We start from the raw sequence: 24,513 nt of genomic DNA on the forward strand, positions 1-24,513 counted from the left end.
TATTAAAAATATTATTATAATGAATTATTTAATGTATAATATATTAAATAACAGTTAATTTTTTGTACTATTTACTGTTAATTTTTTAAATTATAATAAAATAGGTTTACTATTCCTTAATTATAATTTAAATTAATAGTAAAAGATATTTAAATTAAAGAATTTTTTAAGGTGCTTACATGTAAATGATAAGATGTAGTATTAATATTGAAATATAAAATAAAATCAAATGTGTAAATATTTAAAAAATTAGATTTAGGGTATATCCTCTTATAAATTTTTAAATGTGAGGTGGGGTTTATGAAATCAATCGAAGTTTTAAGTCCAGGGGAAAAAATAAAAAATATTAGGAAAAGATTTAAAATTAAACAACAAGATATAACTGGTGGTGAAATTACACGTAACTTAATTAGTATAATAGAGAATAATAAGGCAAATCTAACTGAAAATGTGGCTAAAATATTAGCGGATAATATAAATATTTATTGTAGTAGAAATTCAATAGATTTTTATATAACTGCAGATTATCTTTTAGAGAATATTACTTCACAGGTAAATAAGATTTGTGATAATTATATTGAGTTTATAGAAAAAACAGATATAAAAAAAATGGATACAATAGAATACTCATTTGATGAGGTTGAAGTATTTCTAAAAAAATATAATTGCAGAGAAAAAAAAATAATTATATTTTCAAAAATAGGAGATAAATTTAAAACCATTGAAAAATATAACAAAGCATATTATTTTTACAATAAAGCCTATGAAAATTATATATTAAATGATAATAAAGAAGAATTTTTTAATTTAATAGATAAATTAGTTTCTTGTTGTATAATTACTAAAAAATATGAGCAAGCATTAAGCTTAATAAATTTTACATTACATGAGTTTGAAGAATTAAAAGAGTCATATAAATATAATATAATAATAAAAGAAATTATTTGTTATAGAGAAATAAATAAGATAGATTATTCATTGGAATGCATAAAAAGATTAGAAAAAACTTTTGAAAAATATTTAAAAAATTACCCAGATGAATATATAAACTTATTAAAACTAAAATCATCTTGTTTAAGAGAAAAAAATTCATTTTTAGAATCATTAGATATAGAAAAAAATATATTAAAAATAATATCAATTAATGATTTGCAACGTCAATTTGAATGTAATGTAAATATACTTGAAATATATAACTCACTAAAAGATAGAAGAAATTTGCAAAAATACTCTAATAAATTAATAAAATTAGATAAAGAATTTGAAATTCCAAAAGAATTAAAACCAAAAGTATATATTAACATAGCTATAGCAACTAAAGCTTTAAACTTGAAAGAAGAATGTGTAGTATATTTAAAAAAAGCAAAAGAAATTGCTATAGAATTAAATGATAAAATAATTTTAGAAAAAAGTATTTTAATTTTATTAGATATATATATGAATGAAGAAAATTATGAGGAAGTAAACAATATAAAGAATTTAATATTGCAATTAGTTTCTAAAAATAAAATAGATAAAAATCATATAATTATTTTAAATTTAATAAAATATTACAATAAATTAGAAGAACGAGAAATAATAGAAGATATATTAGAATTTTTAATTTAAGACTTTAAAAATTAGATAAATAAATTGAAATAAAGTTAATTTAAAAATGAATTTTTAAATTAACTTTATTTTATGTAAATTTTAATAATATTTAAATTTATATATAAAATAAATTGGATATTATGTATAAAATATAAGTTAATAAATAATAATAGAAATTTTGTAAAAAAATTGATATAATTTAACTTGAAGAAATTTATTTAAAAAGAATAGAGTTATATATTAATCTAAGATGAGGTAAATATGAGGAAAAAAAGTAGTTTATTTATATTAAGTGTTATCTTATTTTCTATATTATTTACATTTAATGTAGAAGCAAAAGAAAAAAATATAAATTTTAAAAGTATAACCATAGAAAACGGATTATCACAAAATTCTGTTTCTGCTATATTTCAAGATAGTGAAGGATATATGTGGTTTGGAACAGCGGATGGTTTAAATAAGTACGATGGATATAGTTTTGAAAGTTATAAATTTGATAAAAGAAGTAAAAATGGCATAGCTGGAAGTTATATAGCAGATATAACAGAAGATTTAAAAGGAAATATATGGATAGCAACTAGTAAAGGGTTAAGTAAAATAGATAAAAAAAATCAAGTAATAAAAAATTATTTTTATGATGAGAATAATTTATCAGGAATATCTCATTATAATATATGGAATTTACTTATAGATAGTAAAGGTAACTTATGGGTAGGTACTGAAAACGGTTTAAATTTATATGATGAGCAAAAGGATATGTTTATAAAGTTTTGTAATAATAAAGAAAATGAAAATAGTTTGTCTGATAATTTTATCTTGTCATTAGATGAAGATGAAAATGGTTTAATTTGGATAGGTACTAAAAAAGGACTAAATAGTTTGAATATAAATGATAAAAAAATCACAAGGTATTTTAAAGATAGTGAAATTATGCCATTGAGTGATGATTATATATTTAATGTATACTGTGATAAAAATAATATTATTTGGATTGCAACAAAATTTGGTGGTCTAAATAAATTAGATTTAAAAAAAGAACAAGTAGAGTACTATGTTAATGATGGAGATGAAGATAATAAAAAACAGATACCGAGTAATTATGTTAGATGTATAAAAGCTATGAGCGATAATGAAATATTAATTGGTACAGATAATGGGCTTTGTAGATATAATCATAAAACTAATGAGTTTATAACTTTTACCCATAATATTTATGACAATCAAAGTATAATAAATAATAATATTTTAAGTATATTTAAAGATAAGTCAGGTATTATTTGGATAGGTACATATGATGGTATAAATATGTTTAATCCCAATACTTTCTTTACTAGTTATAAATTCAATCCGACTATTGAAAAAACTTTTAGTGATAAATCTATAATGGGTATATATGAAGATGATGATGGTTTAATTTGGTTTGGAACTATAAGTGGTGGATTAAACTGTTTAAATAGAAAAACTGGAGAAGTTAAAATTTATAAACATAATCCTAATAATGATAATAGTATAAGCAATAATGAAATATGGCATGTTAATGCAAACAATAATGATGAGATATGGATATCCACATCTGATGGATTAAATAAATTTGATAAAAAAACGGAAAAGTTTACAAGGTATTACATACAAGATGGATTGTCATCTAATGAAACTAGGTATATTTATTTTGATAGCAAAGATAATATGTGGATTGGGTCAAGAAATGGACTAACCTGTAGAGATAAAAATGGAACATTTAAAGAAGAAAAAGAAATTTTTAAAAAAGGTGGATTAACAGACGAATTCATAACATCTATATATGAAGATGATAAAGGCGAGTTATGGATTGGAGCTGCTTTAAATGGTGGAATTATAAAGTATAATAGAGAAAAAGGAACAGTAAAAAATTATACAAGTCATATAATTGATGGTAATTGTTTAAGTATGAATAGTGTTAAATGTATAAGAGGAGATAGTACAGGAAATTTATGGATAGCTACTAATTATGGATTAAATAAATTTAATCCTAAAACAGAGGAATTTACAGTATATACAGAAAATGAAGGGTTATCTAATAATTTTGTTTATGGTCTTCTTATAGATGAAGAACAAAATCCATGGATGAGTACTAATAATGGTATATCAAAATTAGATATAAAACAAAATAAATTTTTAAAATTTAATGTAACAGATGGATTGCAAAGTAATGAGTTTAATTCTTATTCTATGTTTAAAAGTAAATCAGGAGAAATGTTTTTTGGTGGAATTAATGGATTTAGCACGTTTTATCCTAAAAATCTAAATCAAGATAATTATATTCCCAAAGTAGTTATTAAAGAGGTTTTATTTAATGGAAATATATTAAAATATAATAAAAACATTACACTTAAATATAACGAAAATCACTTTAATGTAGAATTTTTTCTTCCAGAATACAACAATACATCTAAAACAGAATATTGCTATAAATTAAATGGATTTGATAAGGAATGGGTATATTGTAAAAATAGGAATTATGGTAATTACACTAATATACCACCAGGGAAATATGTGTTTACAGTTAAAGCTAGAAATACTGCAGGGATTTGGAGCGAGGAGACCAAATTATCGATAAATATAATGAATCCTCCTTGGAGAACTCCTATTGCATACTTGATTTATATTTTAATATTAACTTTACTTATATATATAATATGGAATTATGTAAATATATTAGAAAAGATGGTACATCAAAGAACTTTTGAACTTAACACAAAATTAAAAGAAAACAAAAAATTATATGACAAATTAATAGAGACAGAAAGATATAAAAACAACTATTTTATTAATTTATCACATGAACTAAGGACTCCATTAAATGTTGTTATGTCTACACTTCAACTTTTAAATAGATTTACTATAGATAAAATAACAATACAAAATGAAAAAATGATATATTATTTAGATGTTATGACTAAAAATTCTAATAGATTGCTAAGGCTTATAAATAATATAATTGATACATCAAAAATTGACTCAGGAAGTTATAAAATTCATATACAAAAGGTGGATATAGTTTATTTAGTTGAAGAATTAGCTTTATCTATGAAAGAATTTATAGAAGATAAAGGTATAGAACTTATAATTGATCCTGAAATTGAGGAAAAGATTATAGAATGTGATCCAAGTGATATTGAAAGATGCATAATTAATTTAATAGGGAACTCAGTTAAATTTACCAATAGAGGTGGGCTAATAGAAATAAGGATATTTGATAACGGTGATACCGTATCTATATCTGTAAGAGACACTGGAGTTGGCATAGATAAACAGAATCATGAAAGTATATTTAATAGATTTTCTCAAGCTTATGATAAATCGTCAGAAGAACATGGTGGCAGTGGTCTTGGGTTAACACTTACAATGCAATTAATAAAACTTCATAAAGGAACTATTGAATTGAAAAGCGAATTAGGAAAAGGAAGTGAATTTATAATAACGTTGCCACTTTATCAATAATTTTTAACATATTAAAATTAGAAAAATTGGAAATGAGATATAATTCTGAAAAATATAATATGTATTGACTTGAAAGTTTAAAAGATGCATAATAATACATATATTAAAAAGTAAATAATTAAGATAGAGGAGCAAAATTTAAGAGTATTATTATGGAGATAAGCACGATGAAGTAATAAAAAAGGAAATTTTGCCGAAGTTAATAGCGGATGCTTTAAGGCTATTAGCTGGTTTTATATAGAATATATGTAAAACTGTCACAAAATATTTTGTGGAGGGCTATTACTTTATAAACTTTGAAGATTATTTTTAAAAAGAATTCGAAGCCATAAGTATATGCTTATGGTTTTTTTGTTTTTTTAGAATATGAATAATTATTCAGTTTATTCAATGTGGATGTATCTTGGTTAATTACTTATGGGAATTAATAATTGAGCAGTTATTATGGATTACCTAATAAAATGCCCATAAGGAGGAATAGTAATGCAAAACAATGAAGAGTTACAAAGAGGTTTAAAATCACGACATCTAAACATGATTGCAATGGGAGGTGCCATAGGTACAGGTATATTTCTTGCAATGGGAGATACCATACATAAGGCAGGTCCAGGAGGCGCACTAATAGCGTATGGGTTAATTGGAGTTATGGTATATTTTTTAATTACTAGTTTGGGGGAAATGGCTACATATATGCCTATATCTGGTTCCTTTAGTGCTTATGCAACAAAATTTATAGACCCATCATTGGGATTTGCACTTGGTTGGAATTATTGGTATAACTGGGCAATAACGATAGCAGCAGAAATGGTAGCTGGTGGGTTGATAATGAAATATTGGTTTCCAGATGTAAAGCCAGTTATATGGAGTATTATATTTTTAACTATAATAGTAGGATTGAACTTGTTATCTTCTAAAGCTTTTGGAGAATCAGAATATTGGTTTGCTAGTATAAAAATTGTTACAGTAATAATATTTTTGATAATTGGAGTTTTAACTATTTTAGGAGTAATAGGTGGGGAAAGGATAGGATTTGAAAACTTTACTTCAAATGGAGGGCCTTTTGTTGGAGGTAAAAATTCAATATTTATGATTTTTTTATTGGCTGGATTTGCCTTTCAAGGAACAGAACTTGTTGGGGTAGCAGCAGCTGAAAGTGAAAATCCAGAGAAAACTATACCTAAGGCAGTAAGTACTATATTTTGGAGAATATTAATATTTTATTTAGGAACTATTGTTATTATTGGAGCTATAATACCTTATACTGAATTAGGAGTAGAACAAAGTGCCTTTACTGTTGTTTTTGAAAGAGCAGGAATACCTATGGCTGCATCAATAATGAATGCTGTAATTTTAACATCAATATTATCAGCAGGAAATTCAGGAATGTATGCATCAAGTAGAATGTTACATGCTATGGCTAAGGATGGAATGGCACCAAAAGCTTTTGCAAAAACTAATTCAAAAGGAGTTCCTGTTAATGCTATAGTATTAACTACTGCTATTGCATCAATATGTTTTTTAACAGGAGCTTTTGCAGAAAATACAGTTTATGTATGGTTAGTAGCAGCATCAGGATTAGCCGGATTTATAGCTTGGGTAGGCATTGCACTTTGTCACTATAGGTTTAGAAAAGCCTATATAGTACAAGATAAAAAATTATCTGATTTAAAATATAAAGCTAAATTATATCCACTAGGGCCAATTATTGCATTGGTAATGTGTGTAATAATAATAATAGGACAAGGATATAGCTATTTAAGTGGGGATACAATAGATTGGCAAGGCTTGATAGCATCCTATATTGGATTACCATTATTCCTAATTTTATACGTTGGATATAAAATTAAAAATAAGACTAAAGTAATAAAATTAGAAGATGTTGATTTGATATATAATGAAAAAGAGGAAAATAATAATAAAATAGCATAATTAAAAAGTAAATAAATTTTTAAAAATTATCTTTTTAAATTTAACAATAATAATGCAGTATATAAATTAGATAGTGGAGAGTTAAATAAAATTGAACAGATATTTTATTTGAAATTATGTTAATTTTATCGTTGAAAGATAAACCTAAAAATACTCTTCACTATCTATCAATTACATGTAATATTTAAATTTTTCTTTAATATATATGTAAATGAAATTGTGTTATGGGCAAGATATCCTTCAAAAAATATGCAGAATGATAGTATAACAGCTATGAAATAATGTGATTTAATGGTATTATTATACTAATAATAAATTATAAATTCTAAATATTTTGATTAAAATGATAAAGGAATTTAATTTATCTAAAAAAATTATATAGTTATACGTAAGACATATTATTAAAAAGACATAATATGTTTTAACAAGGCTTTAAATAGGGGGTTGTGGGAATATGCGAAGAAGTTATCCTTGTATAGAAGTAGATTTGAATAAGTTAGCACATAATTGCAAGACAATTTTGAAATTATGCAATAATCAAGGAATAGAAGTAGTTGCTATAACAAAAGGGTTTTGTGCAAAAAAGCCTATAGTTAATGCTATGGTTGAAGCTGGAATTAAAACAATAGGAGATGCAAGAATTCAGAACTTGAGAGGTGTCGCTGAGCTAAATTGTGAAAAATATTTAGTAAGAATACCCATGGAAAGTGATGCAGTTAATGTTGTTAAGTATTCTGATGTAAGTTTAAATTCTGAATTAAAGGTCATAGAGAAATTATCAAAAGCAGCAAAAAGAGCAAAAAAAATACACAATATTATACTTATGATAGATTTAGGAGATTTAAGAGAAGGTGTATTAGAATTAGATTTATTAGATACAGTTAAAGAAATATTAAAGCTTCCTAATATAAAACTAATAGGTGTTGGAACTAATTTAACTTGTTATGGTGGCGTATTGCCAGATGAAGATAATCTTAGTAAGTTAGTTGAGTTAAGGGACAAGCTAGAAAAAATATTAGACATTGAACTTCCAATAATATCAGGTGGAAATTCTAGTAGTTTATATATGGTTATAAATGGTCAGATACCTAATGGAATAAATCAACTTAGAATAGGTGAAGGCATTATATTAGGGACAGAGTCATCTTTTGCAAATAAGATTGATAATACTTTCCAAGATGTGTTTACATTAAAAGGAGAGATAGTAGAAATAAAAAATAAACCGTCTGTTCCTAAGGGGACTATAGGATTAAATGCTTTTGGTGAAGAACCACATTTTGAAGATGTAGGTATTATGAAAAGAGCTATATTAGCTATAGGAAGGCAAGATATAAAGGTAGATGCTATGAGTCCTAGGGATGAAAAAATAAAGATTTTAGGAGCAAGTAGTGATCATTTAATATTAGATTTGACTGAAAATATGAAAGATTATAGGGTTGGGGATATAGTGGATTTTGATGTTAAGTATGGATGTTTGCTTCAAGCTATGACATCACCATATATAAGCAAGTACTATAAGCATAGGTAATATGAAATGATATCTCAAGATAGAATTTATCTTGAGATATTTTTTTATTTTACAATAAAATTTATAAATAGATAAGGTAAATATATAAAGAAAAATATAACTGTAATTGAACATTTTTGAAAAAAGTATATGTGTGATATAATAAAATCAGAAAATTTAGAGAAAAGGGGGATGAGTTTATTTATAAACTCAAGTTTATATGAAGTTATTAGTAAGAGATAAATTTCCTAAAATGAATGTTGTTACTACAAAAGGGAAGATGAATTTGCCAGATGATTTTAGTGGAAAATGGTTTGTGTTTTTTAGTCACCCATCAGATTTTACTCCTGTTTGCACAACAGAATTTGTAGCGTTTCAAGAAAAGATAGAGAAGTTTAAAATGTTGAATACTGAACTTGTAGGGTTAAGTGTTGATACCATCGAAGAACATAAAAATTGGATTTTATGGATAAAAGAAAATTTAAATGTAGAGATTAAATTTCCAATAATAGATGATAGCAATAAAGAAATATCTAAACAATTAGGAATGATAAGAGATGAACAAAAGGACACAACAACAGCGAGATCAGTAGTTATAGTAGATTTTAAAGGCACTGTAAGAACTATATTAGAATATCCTAAAGAAATTGGTAGAAATATAGATGAAATAATAAGAATAGTTAAAAGTTTACAAATAGCTAGTGAAAAGCATTTATTTACACCAGCAAATTGGCCCAATAATAAGATTATAGGAAATAAAGTTTTAATTGGAGGTAGTGAAGAAGTTACAGAGGAGAGAATTAAAGAAGAAAATATATGTAAGCTATCTTCGTGGTTTATGTATAAGAGTTTAGATGATTAAAATAAACTTTACTAGTGATTGAAAAAGTAGTATAACAAATATATACTATGAGGAATAAAGGAAGAAAGTATTTTTTATGGATAAGTTATATAAAGATAATTTATAAATACTTAAAATAAAAAAACTTAATTAATCTAAGGAAAAATAGTAAATAGCATATATATGCTTTAGGAGATGTACTTAAAATGGATAGAAAAACCTTAAGATATTTTAAAATAGCATTCAATTTTGAAATACCTTTATTTATGATATGTATGTTAATTTCTGCTTATAAGCAATCGATATTTTGGATGTTATTTTTTCTAATAGTAATTATCATAGATATTTTTGCTCTTAGATTTGTAGAAAAGAAGCTGAAATAATATAAAAAGCAGTGTTCTATAACCAAATAGGACACTGCTTTTTATGTTGCTTAAAAATTATAAGACTTTACATTCTAAAGCTTCAGCGGCATTATACGAACTTCTAACTAAAGGAGCTGATGCTATATAACGAAACCCCATATTCATACCTATGTCTTTGAATTTGTTAAATTTATCTGGATGAACATATTCTACCAATTCAACATGGTTTTTAGAGGGTTGAAGGTATTGACCGATTGTAACAATATCACATTCATAAGATTTTAAATCTTTTAATAAAGATATTACCTCATCATCATTTTCACCTAAACCTAGCATAAAACCAGATTTAGTTAAAATATTAGGATCTAATTTTTTTACCATTTTTAAAAGTTCTAAAGAACGTGAATAAATTGCTTGAGGTCTTACAGTATTATATAAACTTGGAACAGTTTCTATATTATGATTTAAAATTTCAGGCTTTGCATCTGTAATTGTTTTCAATCCGTTCCAATTTCCTCTTAAATCAGGTATAAGAACTTCAATTGTAGTAGATGGATTAAGCTTTCGAATACATTTTATGACATTAGCAAAGTGAGAAGCTCCACCATCAACTAAATCATCTCTAGTTACAGAAGTTATAACTGCATGTTTTAAATTAAGTTTTTGAATAGCTTCTGCTATATGCATAGGCTCAAGAGGATCTACATCTGATGGAGTTCCAGATGTTACATTACAAAATCTACAATTTCTAGTGCAGGTATTACCTAAAATCATAAATGTTGCAGTTCCTTTATTATGACATTCTAATCTATTTGGGCAATTAGCTTCTGTGCATACAGTATTTAAAGATAATGAGCGGGTTAAGGCTTGTACTTTTTTAAAATTATCACTATGTTCTAATTTTACTTTTAACCAATCTGGTTTTCTTTTATACATAAAAATACCTCCACAACTTAATAAAATAATTGTTATACTAAAACATAAGATTAATTAAATCTTTATTTGATATACCTTTTATATAATCTTCTATATTAAATGAGTTTAGTACAGCACTTAATATAGTTGAATTATACGGTTTGTCAATAAGTTTGCTTTCTAGATATTCAATATTTCTTGTGAAGAAAAAGTCTCCATAAAACTTTAAATCCTTAATAATTCCTTTTTCAATATTAAAATTAACTTCAATAGTTCCCCCACTAAATCTTTTTTCTTTTGAGTATTTATATTTAGAGTTTTTACCAAAATTCCATTCATGTGTGGCAAAACGTGTATTCATAATATTATTAATTTCTTTTAAAGCTGTATCATCAAAAAAATATAGTTTTTTTTCATTAAATTCATTCATAACAAAATTTAATACATAGTTTTTAAAATTAAGCACAGTCATATTTTCTTTAAGGTAATCAGAAATATTAGTAACTCTTGATTTAACTGAAGATACACTTTTATGCTTAAATTTTAAAGGATTTACATTTAAAGCTGAAGATAAGTTTACTATAGAGCTTGAAAACAAAAGTGTACCATGATGAAGAACTTTGTTTTTATAATAATATTGAGCATTACCTGAAAATTTTTTTTCATCTATAACCAAATCATTTCTTCCTGAAAATTTAGCATCTATCCCTAGACTATGAAGAGATTTAATTATAGGAAGAGTGAATTTTTTAAAGTTAGAAGTAACATCACCAGTATTTTGAGAAATAAAAGAAAAATTTATGTTTCCTAAATCATTGAAAACTGCACCACCACCAGTAAGTCTTCGAACTACTTTAATATTATTATTACTTACATAATCTTCATTTATTTCAGCAAATGCGTTTTGATTTCTACCAATAAGTATGCAAGGCTCATTTTGCCATAACATAAAACAATCATTATCTAAAGTCTTTAAAATATATTCTTCAGCAGAATGATTAAAATATGGGTTTATGTTATTGTGATTTATAAATATCATTATTTAGCAACCTTTCTTTTTTAGTTATGTATAAAATAAAAAAGAAAGAGAAAATTTATACTCTTTCTTTTTTATTTAAAACTAAATAATTAAGAATAAATAATATTAGTTTTGTTTAGTTTCTTCTTTTTTATTTGTATCTTTATCTTTGTTTGCATTTGCATCCTTAGTGTCATCTTTTTTAGTGTCATCTTTTTTATTAGTGTCTTCTACCTTTGTGTTATTTCCTTCAGTTTTGTTCTCAGTAGCGTTGTTTCCACCACAAGCAACTAAAGATAATGTTAACATTACTGATAATACGATTGAAAGAACTTTTTTCATTTTAAAATCCTCCTAAGATTAAATAGATATTTTTAACTTCGATTATTATTATACTCCTAAAATTTAACAAAATAAATACAAAATTCAAAAAAAACACAATATTTAATCAATAAAAAGTTGTTTTGAGAAAAAGTAAAATCTATTTCAAAAATATCCTTTAAATATAAATAAATTCAAGAATATTAAAAGAAAAATAATACAATAAATGGTAAAAATTATTGACATATGTAATAAAAAACAAAAATATAAGTTAAAAAGTTAGAAATAAAAAACCTTTAAATAAAAAATATTATTTAAAGGTATATTAAAACAATTATATATGAAATTTTTTTCTAAACTTTTCTTTATATTGTTCTGGTAATTTATAATGTATGTATAATAAAGCAATAGATAAAGGAAATCCTATAAAGGCAATTATTATTGACCAAGTTAATATTATAGATTCTTTATAGTTTAGACATATTAGTGTGTCAATGGCTAAAGAATATAAAGTTAAAAGAAAAATAATATATGCAGCTATATTAAATCCTGGATTTCTACTTATTCTAATTAATTTTACAAGAGACAGTATAAATATTGTAGCTAAGAAAATACAAGGTAATCCAAAAGTAATAGACCAATATAGTTCACCATCAACAATATCTAATAAAAGAATTAAAAAAAAAGTATTAGTGGCCATTGATTTTATAAATTTATCTAAAGATAAGTTAGTTTTAAGTATTATATATAAGTAAATTATTCCAGATAAAATACTTACAGTGCTATATCTTGACCAAGTAATAGTTTTAGAAAAATATATGTTTTGCAGAGTAGCTATAAATATACCACATATAGAAATAGCTAATAATACTGAAAATATTACTTTTTTAAGTTGCTCATGCTTTGAAGGATAAATGTTAGTAGCATTAGGAAACTTATTTTCTTCTTCAATTTGAATATCTGGAATTATATTTGGTATAGAGAATTCACAAAGAGGACACTCTTTTAAAGTATACTCTACTTCTACACCACATTTTGGACAATAAGGCATAAAAGAAAATACCTCCTTTAATCTTATTTATGTATAAAGCTGTTATTTGTTTCAATTTTAGAAACTATACCCATTTTACGTAGTTTCCTAAAAAAAAGTTTTTCTATAGTTTTATCGTAAGTTACTTTTCCAAAAGTTATATAAAGATTGTCTTTATAACTAGCCATAACAATTTTTATTTTATTACCTTCACTAGGAGGAGGATATGCTTCAAAACGCTCTATAAGTGGTTCAAGCTCTTTAGGCATAGTTATCTTACCAACATTAGATATTCCACTGGTGTAACTACCTTCACCAAGTCTGCTATAAGCAATAGGCAATACTAAATTCTTAATAAAAAGAGGTGTAGAACGATTTAAAAAACTTAACTCACTTTTAATATTTTTGGTTATTTGCTGATCAATAAAACGTTTGTGAGTTTTTTCTTTCATATATTGATGAACATAAGTTAATATTTCATCAAAACTATAATCTAAAAGTCTAGGATCTATCATAGGAGTTACAGATATAAAAAAGTTTCTAAGTGTTTTTGAATCATATAATTTTCTTAAACTAACTGGTACATTTAAAATTATTGGATTCAATTTTATTTTAGGATTTTCCTTTTTTAACTCCTTTATGTAATCTAATATAGTATCAAAATAAACCGCTATGATAAATTCTGTAAGAGTTACACCATGGCTTTTGGAAATTTCTAATATGTTTTTAACAGGGAGTATTCCTGTTACTATATGGTATACACCTTTAGTATCTAAAGGCATAGGAAAATGAAATGCCTTTGGTAATCTATAAGGTGGTGGCGTAGTCTTATTAAGGTATCTTTTGAAGGAGTCTTCAAATTCTTCTTCTTTTGGAACATCATTATAATTAAAAAAAGATGTATCTTCATCTATAAAATTTATTTTTTTAAGTTTAAAATATTCTTTTAAAAGGCTTTGTAAAAATATTATTCCACCGGTACCATCTGTTATACTATGTGAAAATTCAACAGATATTCTTTTTTTATAGTATATTACTCTAAAAGGAAAGGTACCCTTTTTTTTAAGCTCTAAACGAATACAAGGATAGTATTTTTCTTCTTCAACCTTTGGTGTTTTTTTTGTATGATCAAAATAATACCAAAACAATCCTGGTCTTAAATTTACTTGAAAATAAGGGAAACGTTTAATAACTAGATTTAAGGCTTGTTGAAGCAAAGTAGAATCTACATATTCTGTTAAGGTTGAAGAAATTCTAAAGATTGTACTTACCCTCCAAGACATTATGGAAGGGTATAATTTTCCTGCATTATCTAAAGGGTACCAGTTTGATTTTGATTTTTTTTTCATAAATAAACCTCTTTCAATAAACCCAAATTTAAAACTAATTTAATTATAGCATCAATCATTTAAATAGTAGATTAATTTTTCAAAAAATTAAGTTTTAAATGACTTTTTATGCTATAAATAATTAATAGTATTATTTATAGTATATCGATTTAATTGGAATTTAATTATATATGAAGTTTTTTCTTCAATTTAATTTTATATTCAACAGGTAATTTATGATGTATATATATAAGCACTAAGCCTAGAGGTAATAAAACTATAGTCACTAATAAAGACCATCTTAATTTAAATAAGTTATATAAAGTTAAAGATACAAAACCATCAATTCCAATACAATATAAGGATAAGGCAATTAAAGTGTATCCCGCTACATTAAAATATTTATGTTTAGCAATTCTAAAAACTTCATAGCATATGGATAAAAGACATATAGTCATTACTATAAAAGGAAGTCCTAATTTTATAGACCAAGATAACTTACCATCAAAAATATCTAATAATAATATTAATATAAAAGTATTTAAACCAAATCCTATTATAAAATTTTTAAACTTCCATTGTAAATCTAGCATTAGATAAAAATAAAACATAGCTGCAACTATACAAACTGTAGAGTATTTTGACCAAGTAAGTTTTCCAGAAATATAAAAATTGCAAAATAAGGTTATAAACATGCTACATATACAAAATGCTTTAATTATAGAAAAAAGTATTTTTTTAAATTCTTTAACTTTTTTATTATAAATATTAATTGCATTAGGAAAACTATCAGAAAAACTTTCTGAAGAATTTGTATCTATGTAAGGTAAAGAAAACTTACATAGAGGACATTTTTTCGCATTAGAGTTAACTTCCACACCACATTTAGGACAATAAGACAACTATTAACACCTCCAGTAAATCTTAATATAGAAATATATATTCATATTAATTAGTTTCTATTTTTATAGGTATGCCCATTTTTCTAAGTTTATTAAAAAATATTCTTTCAATATTTGAATCTGTGGTTACTTTCCCAAAAGTTATATAAAGAGTTTTTTTGAAACTTAATAAAACAAGTTTAATTTTATTACCTTCACTTGGTGGAGGATATGCTTCAAATTTCTCTATATAAGGATACAGTTCCTTAGGAATAGTTATTTTACCTAAATTGGAAAGGCCACTGGTATAATGTCCCTCAGCAAAGGTGCTATAAGCAATAGGTAAAAATAAATTTTTAAATATAAGAGGAACTGCTCTATTTAAAAAGAAAAGTTCTGTTTTAACATTTTTGCTAATATGTTGATTAATCTGTTTTTTATCAGTATTAATATACATATAACTTTTAATATAGGTTAAAAGCTCATCAAAAGTATATTCACCTAATCTTGGATCAATCATTGGTGTTATAGAAATAAAAAAATTTCTAAGAGTTTTAGAATTATAAATTTTTCTAAGATTTACTGGTACATTTAGTATTATAGGTGATTTTTTAAATGGTAAATCAAATCTTTCTAACAATTTAATATAATCTAGTATTGTATCAAAATATACTGCTAAGAAAAATTCTGTAACAGTGGCATTTTTAGATTTGCAAATACTAAGTACTTTGTCTAAAGGAAGAGAACCTGTAACTATATAATATATACCTTTAGAGTCTAGCTCCATAGGGAAATGGAAAGCAAAAGGTAGTGGTGATGGACTAGGTATATCTGGATTAAAATGTTTTTTAAAGGAATCTTCAAAAAATAAATTAGAAGAGTAATTATTGATTTCCTTTGTTTCTTTTATAATGTTTTTAAAAGAAAAATATTCATATAGTAAACTTTTCATAAATATTAATGCGCCATGACCATCAGTAATACAATGAGAAAATTCTAAAGAAATTTTTTTGTTATAATATAAAATTTTAAAGGGAAAGTTACCTTTCTTTTTAAGTTCCATTCCAGTGCAAGGATAATAGGTTTCTTTTTCAATTGTAGGAAAAAAGTTTACATAGTCAAAATAATACCAAAATAATCCTGGCTTTAAGTTGACTTTAAAAAAAGGAAATTTATTGATTGTTTTGTTTAAAGCCCTTTGTAATATTTTTGGTTCTATATCAACAGTTAAAGTAGCAGAAATTCTAAAAACAGTAGTAACCCTCCAAGACATTATTGAGGGATATAATTTGCCTGCATTATCAAGAACGTACCAGTCGAATTTATTATTATTCATAATTACCTCATAAAAAAATACTTAAGCATATTTAAAAAATAACAAGTGATACTAGACTAATTTCCTTATGCTACATCAATAAAATTCGCTGTCATACAGAAAATATAGTGTAACAATTTTAACTTGATATTTTTGTATGCCTTATATAAATATTCATATTATAAAAATAATAAAAAAAGTACTATTAAATTTTAATGGTAAAATACAAAAAAAGGAGTCTCATCATTTAGAGATACTCCCTTTGAAATTTTATTTTTTACTAAAATGCCCAGTTCCCATTTTTAAATATATAAAATTCTTCATCTTCGTTAGTTATTCCAATTATATCAAGATCACTTGATCCTATCATAAAGTCAACATGAGTTAAAGAGGTATTACCACCAGCATTTTTAAATTCTTCTTCGGACATTTCAGTACCATTTTCTAAACATGTAGGATAACCATTTCCAAATGCTAAATGACATGAAGCATTTTCATCAAATAATGTATTATAAAATACTGTATTTGAATTAGAAATTGGAGAATCAAAAGGAACTAATGCAACTTCACCTAAATAACGAGCACCTTCATCTGTATCTAATAATTTTTTTAATGTTTCATAACCTTCTTTTGCTGTAAAATCAACAACTTTTCCATCTTTAAAAGTTAAAGCAAAATCATTAATTAAGTTTCCACCATAATTAAGGGGTTTAGTACTAGTTACAGTTCCATTAACACCTGTTTTAAGCGGTAGCGTAAAAACTTCTTCAGTTGGCATATTAGCAACAAAAAAAGTGTTTTTACCATTGTATTCTCCGCCACCAGACCAAATGTGATTTTCAGGAAGTTCTACAGTAAGGTTGGTGATGCTTGATTTATAATGTAATTTTTTGAATTTCTTTTCATTTAGAAATGCTGTACTTTTTTCAAGAGTTTTTAGGTGTTCATTCCAAGCAGCAACAGGATTATTTTTATCAACTCTTACTATTTTAAATATAGCTTCCCATAATTTTTCAACAGCTTCTTTTGGTGAAACTTCAGGAAATACTTTTTTAGCCCATGCTTCTGTAGGAACAGACACTACATTCCATGCAACAGTGCTACTCATAGTATATTCTCTAAAAGCTTTAGTAGCTAATGAACGGGCTTTGCTAGCAGACGCTATTCTAGAAGGCTCTACAGGTTTTAAAATTTCAGGGTCTTGTGCGTATATACTTAAAAATGCAGCATTATTTTTTGCTAAATCTTCAAGTTCATCAGCTTCAAATTTAGAAAATTCGTTAAATACTTCTTCTGGAGCATTTAAAAATTTTATTAAAGATGCTTTTTCATCATTCCATTTAATTATAACATTTCTAGCACCATGTTTATAAGCAGACTCAGATATAGCTCTTGCAAATTCAGCACATTCAATAGGGGAATTAACAACTAAAGTTTGATTTTTTTGTATGTTTATACCAACACAAACTGCAAGATCTGCATATTTCATTAATGTTTCTTGGAAATTATTCATTTTATATTCCTCCTAAATAAATTATATTTCAATTATATTTTTTATAAAATACATTAATTATAATATATTAACAACATATTAGCAAAAAAATTTGAATAATCAATATTCTTATTAATAAGGTATTTATAAAAAAATAGGAATGGACATATATCCATTCCTATTTTAAATAAAACTTTATAATTTATTCATATATTTTAAAACAGCTTTTATAGTTTCATATCTATCGCTGCCTTCTAATCTAATATCACCTTTAGTTTTTACACCACCACCAACTACAAAGATTTTTTCAGCAGGCATTGTAGTGGCGTTATAATTACTTTCTCTTACTACAGGAGAAAGTAGAAAATCAGCTAAATATTCTGCAGCTCTTTTATCTATATCATTATTATATATAATTAAGTTTTTCACTTTATTCACCTCAGGTATTGGTGTAGAGTTTTGTATTGTAGGATCAATTCCATTTGCTATAGCAAAACCTAATTTATCTTCACCAAATTTTTTATATAATTCAACATCTTTTGTTGCTTCACAGAAAAAACATTCTATTATCATGGCTTCCATAGAAGTGGAATTGAGCTCTGCAAGCTCAGTTGAAAATTTAATGCCTCTATTAATAAAGCCAAGTTTTTGAAAATTACTTAAGATTCTATTAGCTTTATCTTTAGTAGCTTGGCTACAATTTGGATAAACCCAAATTTCTGAACCAATAGCTCCGTTGTATGAATCGTATGCTTTATTTAAATGAATAGAATAGAAAAAATCTACATTTGATGAATTAGCTTTATTTATACCCCACATTAATTCTACACTAGCATCATTCATATTTCCAGGATAACAATCTATAAATTGATGAGATTTTTCCAAATATTTTTTAGAATATAAGAATATCTTTCTAGCCTCAGTAGTTTCATCAATTATACCACTAGCACCTGGAGCCAATGGGTTATGACCAGATCTTCCCCCAATTTTCATAATTTGCACCTCTTTTATATGAGTACATTTTGTATATAAGATACTTTACATAATATAATATGTGAATACATTTATGTTAGTGTATAATTTATGGCTTTAAATAATAAATTTAATTAAATTTATATTATATAAATGAAAATGTACTATCCCAAAATAATAAGATCTATTTTGAGATAGTACATTAAAAACTATTCTATAACTACTAATTCTTTATTAAATTCATTTAATATTTCACAACCATCTTTTGTAACTAGAACTAAATCTTCTATTCTCACTCCGACTTCACCTGGAATATATATTCCAGGTTCAATTGAAAATATCATTCCTGGTTGAACAGCATTAGTGTTAACAGAAGAGACATCACCAAGGTCATGAACTTCAAGTCCAATTGAATGACCAGTTCTATGAGTAAAGTATTTTCCATAACCTTTAGAATCAATATAATCTCTAGCAGCCTTATCTATATCACAAAATCTTACTCCAGGTTTAATTATTGATATAGCTTTTTTATTAGCTTCAAGTACTGTTTCAAATACTTCTTTAGATTTTGGTGGTACATTCTTATAAAATACAGTTCTTGTCATGTCAGAACAATAGGAATCTTTTACACATCCCATATCTATAATTATGGAATCTCCCTCTTTAACCATAGAATTATCATTACCATGATGTGGATCTGCGCCATTTGCTCCATAAGCTATTATAGGGTCAAATGAAAAACCTTCAGCTCCAAGATTTTCATATATTTCCAAAAGCTTTGAAGCCATTTGCTTTTCGCTAAGTCCATCTTTTATATAAGTTTGTATTTTTTTCATAGCCATATCGTTAATTTTAGAAGATGCTCTCATTAGGTCTCTTTCTTCATCATCTTTAAACATTCTACAAGTATCAATTATTATAGAACCATTTACTATGTTAGAATCGCCTTTAAGCTCCATAAGTCTTAAAAGGAAACGAGCAGGCCAATTTTTGTCAACACCTAAAGTTTTATCTTTGTCTATGTAGTTATTTATTATTTCTACGGCATCATTATTATCGTCAAACCAAACTTTTTCAACACCTAAGTCTTCCTGTACAGGGAATAGTTTATTTATAAATAGTCTATGATCCCCATTAATATTTAAATATAGTGCTAACAATCTTTCACCAGGATGAATCCACTTTCCAGTTAAATAAAAAATAGCTGCTGGGTCAGATATTAGCAGTTGAGTTATTTTCCTATCATTCATTCCTTCTATAACTTTGTTAAGTCTATTTTGTTTCAAAATAATCTCCTCCAATACACTTATATTAAATTAAATTTAATTAAATCTAGATAATCATATGGTGTTGTAAGTCTTGAAAAGAATAATTTAGCAAGTAAACTTGCAACCCTATATATAATAATTGTAATATATATTCAATTAAAAATATACAAATAAATTAAAGTTTTATTAATAAGGTTAATAAAACTTTAATTTATTTGTGCATTTTATAGAGTTTCAAGTTGATTTTTAAAATTGTTCATTCCAAAACTTGGATACCCCAAATAGTGAGACATGCTCTGAATCGCTTAGAATTCAACACTACATTTTGTATAAAAATATTTTAAAGTTATTGAATAAATTTAAATTCGAGCTTGTTTCCCTATATAGGGTTCCAAGTTGACTTTTAAAATTATCCATTCCAAAACTTGGATACCCCAAATAGTGAGACATGCTCTGAATCGCTTAGAATTCAACACTACATTTTGTATAAAAATATTTTAAAGTTATTAAATAAATTTAAATTCGAGCTTGTTTCCCTATATCTCTAAAAAATAGAAGATAAATATATAGGCTGAAATAATTTACAAGATTTACATGTTGTTTACAATATATTAACAAACATATAGTATACTAATGTAAATGATTACAAAATATTTACATTAGTTTGTAAAATAACCAAATTTATTTAATAGTTAGAAGGGAGTGCATTTTAATGGTAAATGACAATTATATGAAAGATTTAATTAACTCTAATGATTTTATTGTTAGATGTGCAGCATTAAGTTATTTTAATGAGAGTTACTCTAGGGATAGTGAGGTTGTTGATAGGGTTATTGATGCCGTAAGAAAGTATGATGATTCTTTTGAAAGAAATTATTTAATGGCTAATTGTGAAAATTTAAATATTAACGAAACTCAAATTAATAAACTAATGAATTTAGATTATGGTGAAGATATATATTTTAAAAATAACATAGTGACATTAACAATTAAACAAGGAATTGATGTTATAGAAAGTTTTTATGATAAAATACAAGAAAAAAAATTTTTTATTAATAAGGATAGTAGTTTGGAATTGTTTGAGCATTATAATAAATTAAAAACTTTAGATGAATGTTCAACTGAAAACTTATTAAAACAATTAAAAGATTTGGCAAATAACAATGAAGAAAGAAAAGAAAATGATTTTGATTATGATAAAGGAATAAATATAGGTAAAATTTTAAGTGATAGAGAAGATTTAAATTTGGAGTATATTATCAAGGAATTAAAAAATGAAAATAGCAAGTATTATGTAATTTATTTAGTTTATATATTAGGTGAATTAAGGGATAAAAGTTGTATAGATATTTTAATTTCAAAATTAAAAGAAAATGATGATTTAACTAACGAAGTTATAGGAGAAGCTTTAAGTAAAATTGGTGGAGATACAGTTATACAAGCTGTTTATAAAAAAATGTTAGAATGTAATAATACTTCAATTAGGCTATATGTTTCCATGGTATTTGAGAGTATTAAAACAGATTTTTCAGCAAAAACATGTTTTAAATTGCTTGAAAAAGAAAATACAAAAACCATGAGAGGAGTATTAGCATCAGCATTATGTAAAAGTTATGAAGTTAAATATATTGATTATATAGCTGATATTGTTAAAAATGAAAACTATAATAAAAGTATATTAAATTTAAAAAGAGAGTTATTAGCTACTGCAAAAATAAATAATGTTAAACTTAAAAATATGGATTGCTTACAGCGTCGAGTGGAATATAAATTAGATGATTTAAAAGATGTTAATTTAAGTTTATAATTAAATTTATTATAATTTGGATGTTTCAAATAAAATTGGATTTTATTTTGAAACATCCTTTTTTATTTTAATTTAAATTAAGACTGTGGAACCCTATATAGGGAAACAATTTCGAACTTAAATTTATACATGAAATTTTTGTTATTAGTTGAGAAAAATAAGTGCAAATATATTTAGTTAAGAATTATGAATTATGAATTATGAATTTAGGATGAAAGTGGCAACCACTTTCTGAAAATGATTTTAAAAAATCTATCAATATAATTTGATTTGAAAGTTTATAAAAATATACGTTGAGAATTACTAGGAACGAAGTAAATAGTAATAACCACAACTGTTCACTATTCACTCTTAACTTTTAACTAAAATAATTTGTAAAATTTTCAAAAAAATATTTTATTGAAATAAATTGGAATAGCTCTATGCAGATACTTGTAACCATATAGAATAAGGGTCTCTAATAAATTTTTATTTATTAGAGATTTTTGTTTTTTATAAGATTAAAAGAATTAAATGCACAAATTTGGAAGGGATTTGATTTAGTATATTGAATTATGAAAGTAAGCTTAGATGAATATATACATATAGAAAAAATTATAAGTTTTATATAGGGAAACAAGCTCCAATTTAAATTTATTCAATAACTTTAAAATATTTTCACACAAGATACAGTGTTGAATTTTAAGTGATTCGGAGCATGTCTCACTATTTTAGGTATCCAAGTTTTGGAATGGACAATTTTAAAAGTCAACTTGGAACGCTATAGTGTATAAAAATATAAACATATCTTATTTTGTATTAATTAGAATTTTTTAGATTGTTTTTCATAAAATGTAATAATATTCTTTTAGAAAGGATTAGTGTGATGAAAAAAAAGTTAATTAAGACATTAACTCCAATTTTAATATTGTCAATTATATTTTCAGTATACTTAATTAAAAAAAATTCACAAATTAATAAAAAAGAGAATTTTAACAGATTTGTAGAAGGTATTAATTTATCTAGGAATGAATTATTTGAAAATGCATCATCTATAAAAGATGAGCATATAAATTGGTATTTAGGTGATGAATATGAATTTACCCCTGAAGAAACTAAAGAATTTATAGAGTATCAAAAACTTTTTTATGATAAAAATTTAATGCTAAATCCTAATATAATTTATAATGAAAAAAAGATAATAACTTACGATGAAGCTAAAGAAGATGTAGATAGTTTATTTAAGTTTCTTAGATATGGTTATGGGGCTTATGGATACTTTGGTGGTGATATTGTATTTAATGAAGCTAAAAAAAATATAATGGATGTGTTAAATGGGCAGCAATCAATTAAAGCTGATGATTTTTCAAATTTATTATTAAATAATTTGAATTTTATAAAAGATGGTCATTTTGCATTAGCTAGTAAAAATCCGTTTTTTAATAGACTTAAAGTATATTATATATATGACAAAGATGAATTTTTTAAAGACGGTAATGGATATTATAAAATTGTAGATAAAAAACATCATTATATAAAAGAGATAAATAAAAATAATAATATAGATAAATATATGAAACATACAATTAACAATGATGGAAAATTGGTATATAGCATAGCTATTTTACAAGAAGAAGTTTCATCAACTATTAATGCGGATGTTGTTTATTTAAATAATAAAGAAAGTTTTAATGAAAGTATAGTTTTAAATATGTTACCCTTTGATTTTCAAAAAGAGAATATTCCCTTTGAATATTCAATAGAAGACAAGGTTCCTATTGCTAAATTAGGAGCTATGCATGCATATAGTGAAGAAGATAACAGCCAATTTGATTTTCCAGGTACAGGCTTTGAAATGAAAAATTATCCAGTATCAATATTAGATCTTCGTGGAAATACAGGTGGATTCATAACCACTGGGACTAGCTGGATTAAAAGTTATTCTGATGGATTTGTAGAAATCAGAGGGGCTTGTGCAGGTGTATCTAATAATATGATAAAAGAATTTGAAAAATATAATTATGGTTACCTTGCAAATGCATATTCAACAAACCCTACATCATTATCTAGAATACCAAATGATAAATTACTATTTGTGCTAATTGATAAAACTATTTTTTCAGCAGGAGAGCTTTTTATTGAATGTCTTATGAATATGGATAATGTAATATTAGTTGGGACAAATACATGTGGCGGTAATATAACTGGTAATATATATTACTATAAACTTAAAAACTCATCAATAACAGTTCAATTTGGAAGTGGATTATATCTTCAACCATGTAGTAATGATTTTGAATTTAATGGATTTCACCCAGATATATTAGTAGATTCTAATGAGGCATTAGAAAAAGTTAAAAAACTAATAAATTATTACAATCTTAAATAAGAAATAGAATATTTAAAGTGAATGTTTAAATATTCTAATTTTAATTAATGTGTATAAACATATTTTGGCTTATGTTAATAAGAATT

18 protein-coding genes and 1 riboswitch are annotated in these 24,513 nt (G+C 24.9%); of the genes, 8 read left to right on the forward strand and 10 right to left on the reverse strand.

Annotated features, from left to right (window positions below; genetic code table 11):
* Positions 1–300: 300 nt before the first annotated feature.
* From AZI32_RS07430 to AZI32_RS18345, 6 genes are all read left to right on the forward strand, one after another.
* Entirely contained in the window at positions 301–1,608 is a 1,308-nt protein-coding gene (locus AZI32_RS07430; protein ID WP_061995244.1) for a helix-turn-helix transcriptional regulator, read from the forward strand.
* 243 nt (positions 1,609–1,851) lie between these two features.
* A complete protein-coding gene (locus AZI32_RS07435) occupies positions 1,852–5,070 on the forward strand; it encodes a sensor histidine kinase (protein ID WP_061995245.1) in 3,219 nt (1,072 codons plus the stop codon).
* 116 nt (positions 5,071–5,186) lie between these two features.
* Positions 5,187–5,360: riboswitch (Lysine riboswitch) on the forward strand.
* A gap of 193 nt (positions 5,361–5,553) precedes the next feature.
* Positions 5,554–6,999 carry an amino acid permease gene (locus AZI32_RS07440; RefSeq protein WP_061995246.1) on the forward strand — a complete coding sequence of 482 codons (1,446 nt, stop codon included), beginning with the start codon at positions 5,554–5,556 and terminating at the stop codon, positions 6,997–6,999.
* 454 nt (positions 7,000–7,453) lie between these two features.
* Positions 7,454–8,527, forward strand: a complete 1,074-nt coding sequence (gene orr / locus AZI32_RS07445) for an ornithine racemase Orr (protein WP_061995247.1) — start codon at positions 7,454–7,456, stop codon at positions 8,525–8,527.
* A gap of 199 nt (positions 8,528–8,726) precedes the next feature.
* Complete coding sequence (locus AZI32_RS07450; protein WP_061995248.1) at positions 8,727–9,368, forward strand: peroxiredoxin; 642 nt, start codon at positions 8,727–8,729, stop codon at positions 9,366–9,368.
* A 185-nt stretch (positions 9,369–9,553) separates the two neighbouring features.
* Positions 9,554–9,730, forward strand: a complete 177-nt coding sequence (locus AZI32_RS18345; protein WP_157450862.1) for a hypothetical protein — start codon at positions 9,554–9,556, stop codon at positions 9,728–9,730.
* Positions 9,731–9,787: 57 nt separating this feature from the next.
* On the opposite strand, the gene lipA is transcribed toward AZI32_RS18345, so the two are convergent.
* The 10 genes from lipA to AZI32_RS07500 form a co-directional block, all read right to left on the reverse strand.
* Positions 9,788–10,648, reverse strand: a complete 861-nt coding sequence (gene lipA, locus AZI32_RS07455; RefSeq protein WP_061995249.1) for a lipoyl synthase — start codon at positions 10,646–10,648, stop codon at positions 9,788–9,790.
* Positions 10,649–10,685: 37 nt separating this feature from the next.
* Positions 10,686–11,666, reverse strand: coding sequence for a lipoate--protein ligase (locus AZI32_RS07460; protein ID WP_061995250.1), 981 nt, complete (start codon positions 11,664–11,666; stop codon positions 10,686–10,688).
* A 105-nt stretch (positions 11,667–11,771) separates the two neighbouring features.
* A complete protein-coding gene (locus tag AZI32_RS07465; RefSeq protein ID WP_061995251.1) occupies positions 11,772–11,987 on the reverse strand; it encodes a hypothetical protein in 216 nt (71 codons plus the stop codon).
* Between the two features lie 313 nt (positions 11,988–12,300).
* Positions 12,301–13,017, reverse strand: coding sequence for a DUF6320 domain-containing protein (locus tag AZI32_RS07470; RefSeq protein WP_061995252.1), 717 nt, complete (start codon positions 13,015–13,017; stop codon positions 12,301–12,303).
* 23 nt (positions 13,018–13,040) lie between these two features.
* Positions 13,041–14,345, reverse strand: coding sequence for a hypothetical protein (locus AZI32_RS07475; protein ID WP_061995253.1), 1,305 nt, complete (start codon positions 14,343–14,345; stop codon positions 13,041–13,043).
* A 164-nt stretch (positions 14,346–14,509) separates the two neighbouring features.
* Positions 14,510–15,226, reverse strand: a complete 717-nt coding sequence (locus AZI32_RS07480; protein WP_061995254.1) for a DUF6320 domain-containing protein — start codon at positions 15,224–15,226, stop codon at positions 14,510–14,512.
* Positions 15,227–15,272: 46 nt separating this feature from the next.
* Complete coding sequence (locus AZI32_RS07485; RefSeq protein ID WP_061995255.1) at positions 15,273–16,541, reverse strand: hypothetical protein; 1,269 nt, start codon at positions 16,539–16,541, stop codon at positions 15,273–15,275.
* Positions 16,542–16,800: 259 nt separating this feature from the next.
* Positions 16,801–18,033, reverse strand: coding sequence for an aminopeptidase (locus AZI32_RS07490; RefSeq protein ID WP_061995256.1), 1,233 nt, complete (start codon positions 18,031–18,033; stop codon positions 16,801–16,803).
* Between the two features lie 174 nt (positions 18,034–18,207).
* Positions 18,208–19,005 (reverse strand): N-acetylmuramoyl-L-alanine amidase, encoded by a 798-nt coding sequence (locus AZI32_RS07495; protein ID WP_061995257.1) that lies wholly within the window; start codon positions 19,003–19,005, stop codon positions 18,208–18,210.
* Between the two features lie 188 nt (positions 19,006–19,193).
* Positions 19,194–20,270, reverse strand: coding sequence for a Xaa-Pro peptidase family protein (locus tag AZI32_RS07500; protein WP_061995258.1), 1,077 nt, complete (start codon positions 20,268–20,270; stop codon positions 19,194–19,196).
* A gap of 694 nt (positions 20,271–20,964) precedes the next feature.
* Here AZI32_RS07500 and AZI32_RS07505 point away from each other — a divergent pair.
* Positions 20,965–22,059 carry a HEAT repeat domain-containing protein gene (locus AZI32_RS07505; protein ID WP_061995259.1) on the forward strand — a complete coding sequence of 365 codons (1,095 nt, stop codon included), beginning with the start codon at positions 20,965–20,967 and terminating at the stop codon, positions 22,057–22,059.
* An 865-nt stretch (positions 22,060–22,924) separates the two neighbouring features.
* Positions 22,925–24,427: a S41 family peptidase gene (locus tag AZI32_RS07510; protein ID WP_061995260.1), complete on the forward strand. Its 1,503-nt coding sequence runs from the start codon at positions 22,925–22,927 to the stop codon at positions 24,425–24,427.
* The last annotated feature ends 86 nt before the right edge of the window (positions 24,428–24,513 follow it).

The organism is Clostridium sp. ATCC 25772 (genome assembly GCF_001573875.1).
Classification (GTDB): domain Bacteria; phylum Bacillota; class Clostridia; order Clostridiales; family Clostridiaceae; genus Clostridium_J; species Clostridium_J senegalense.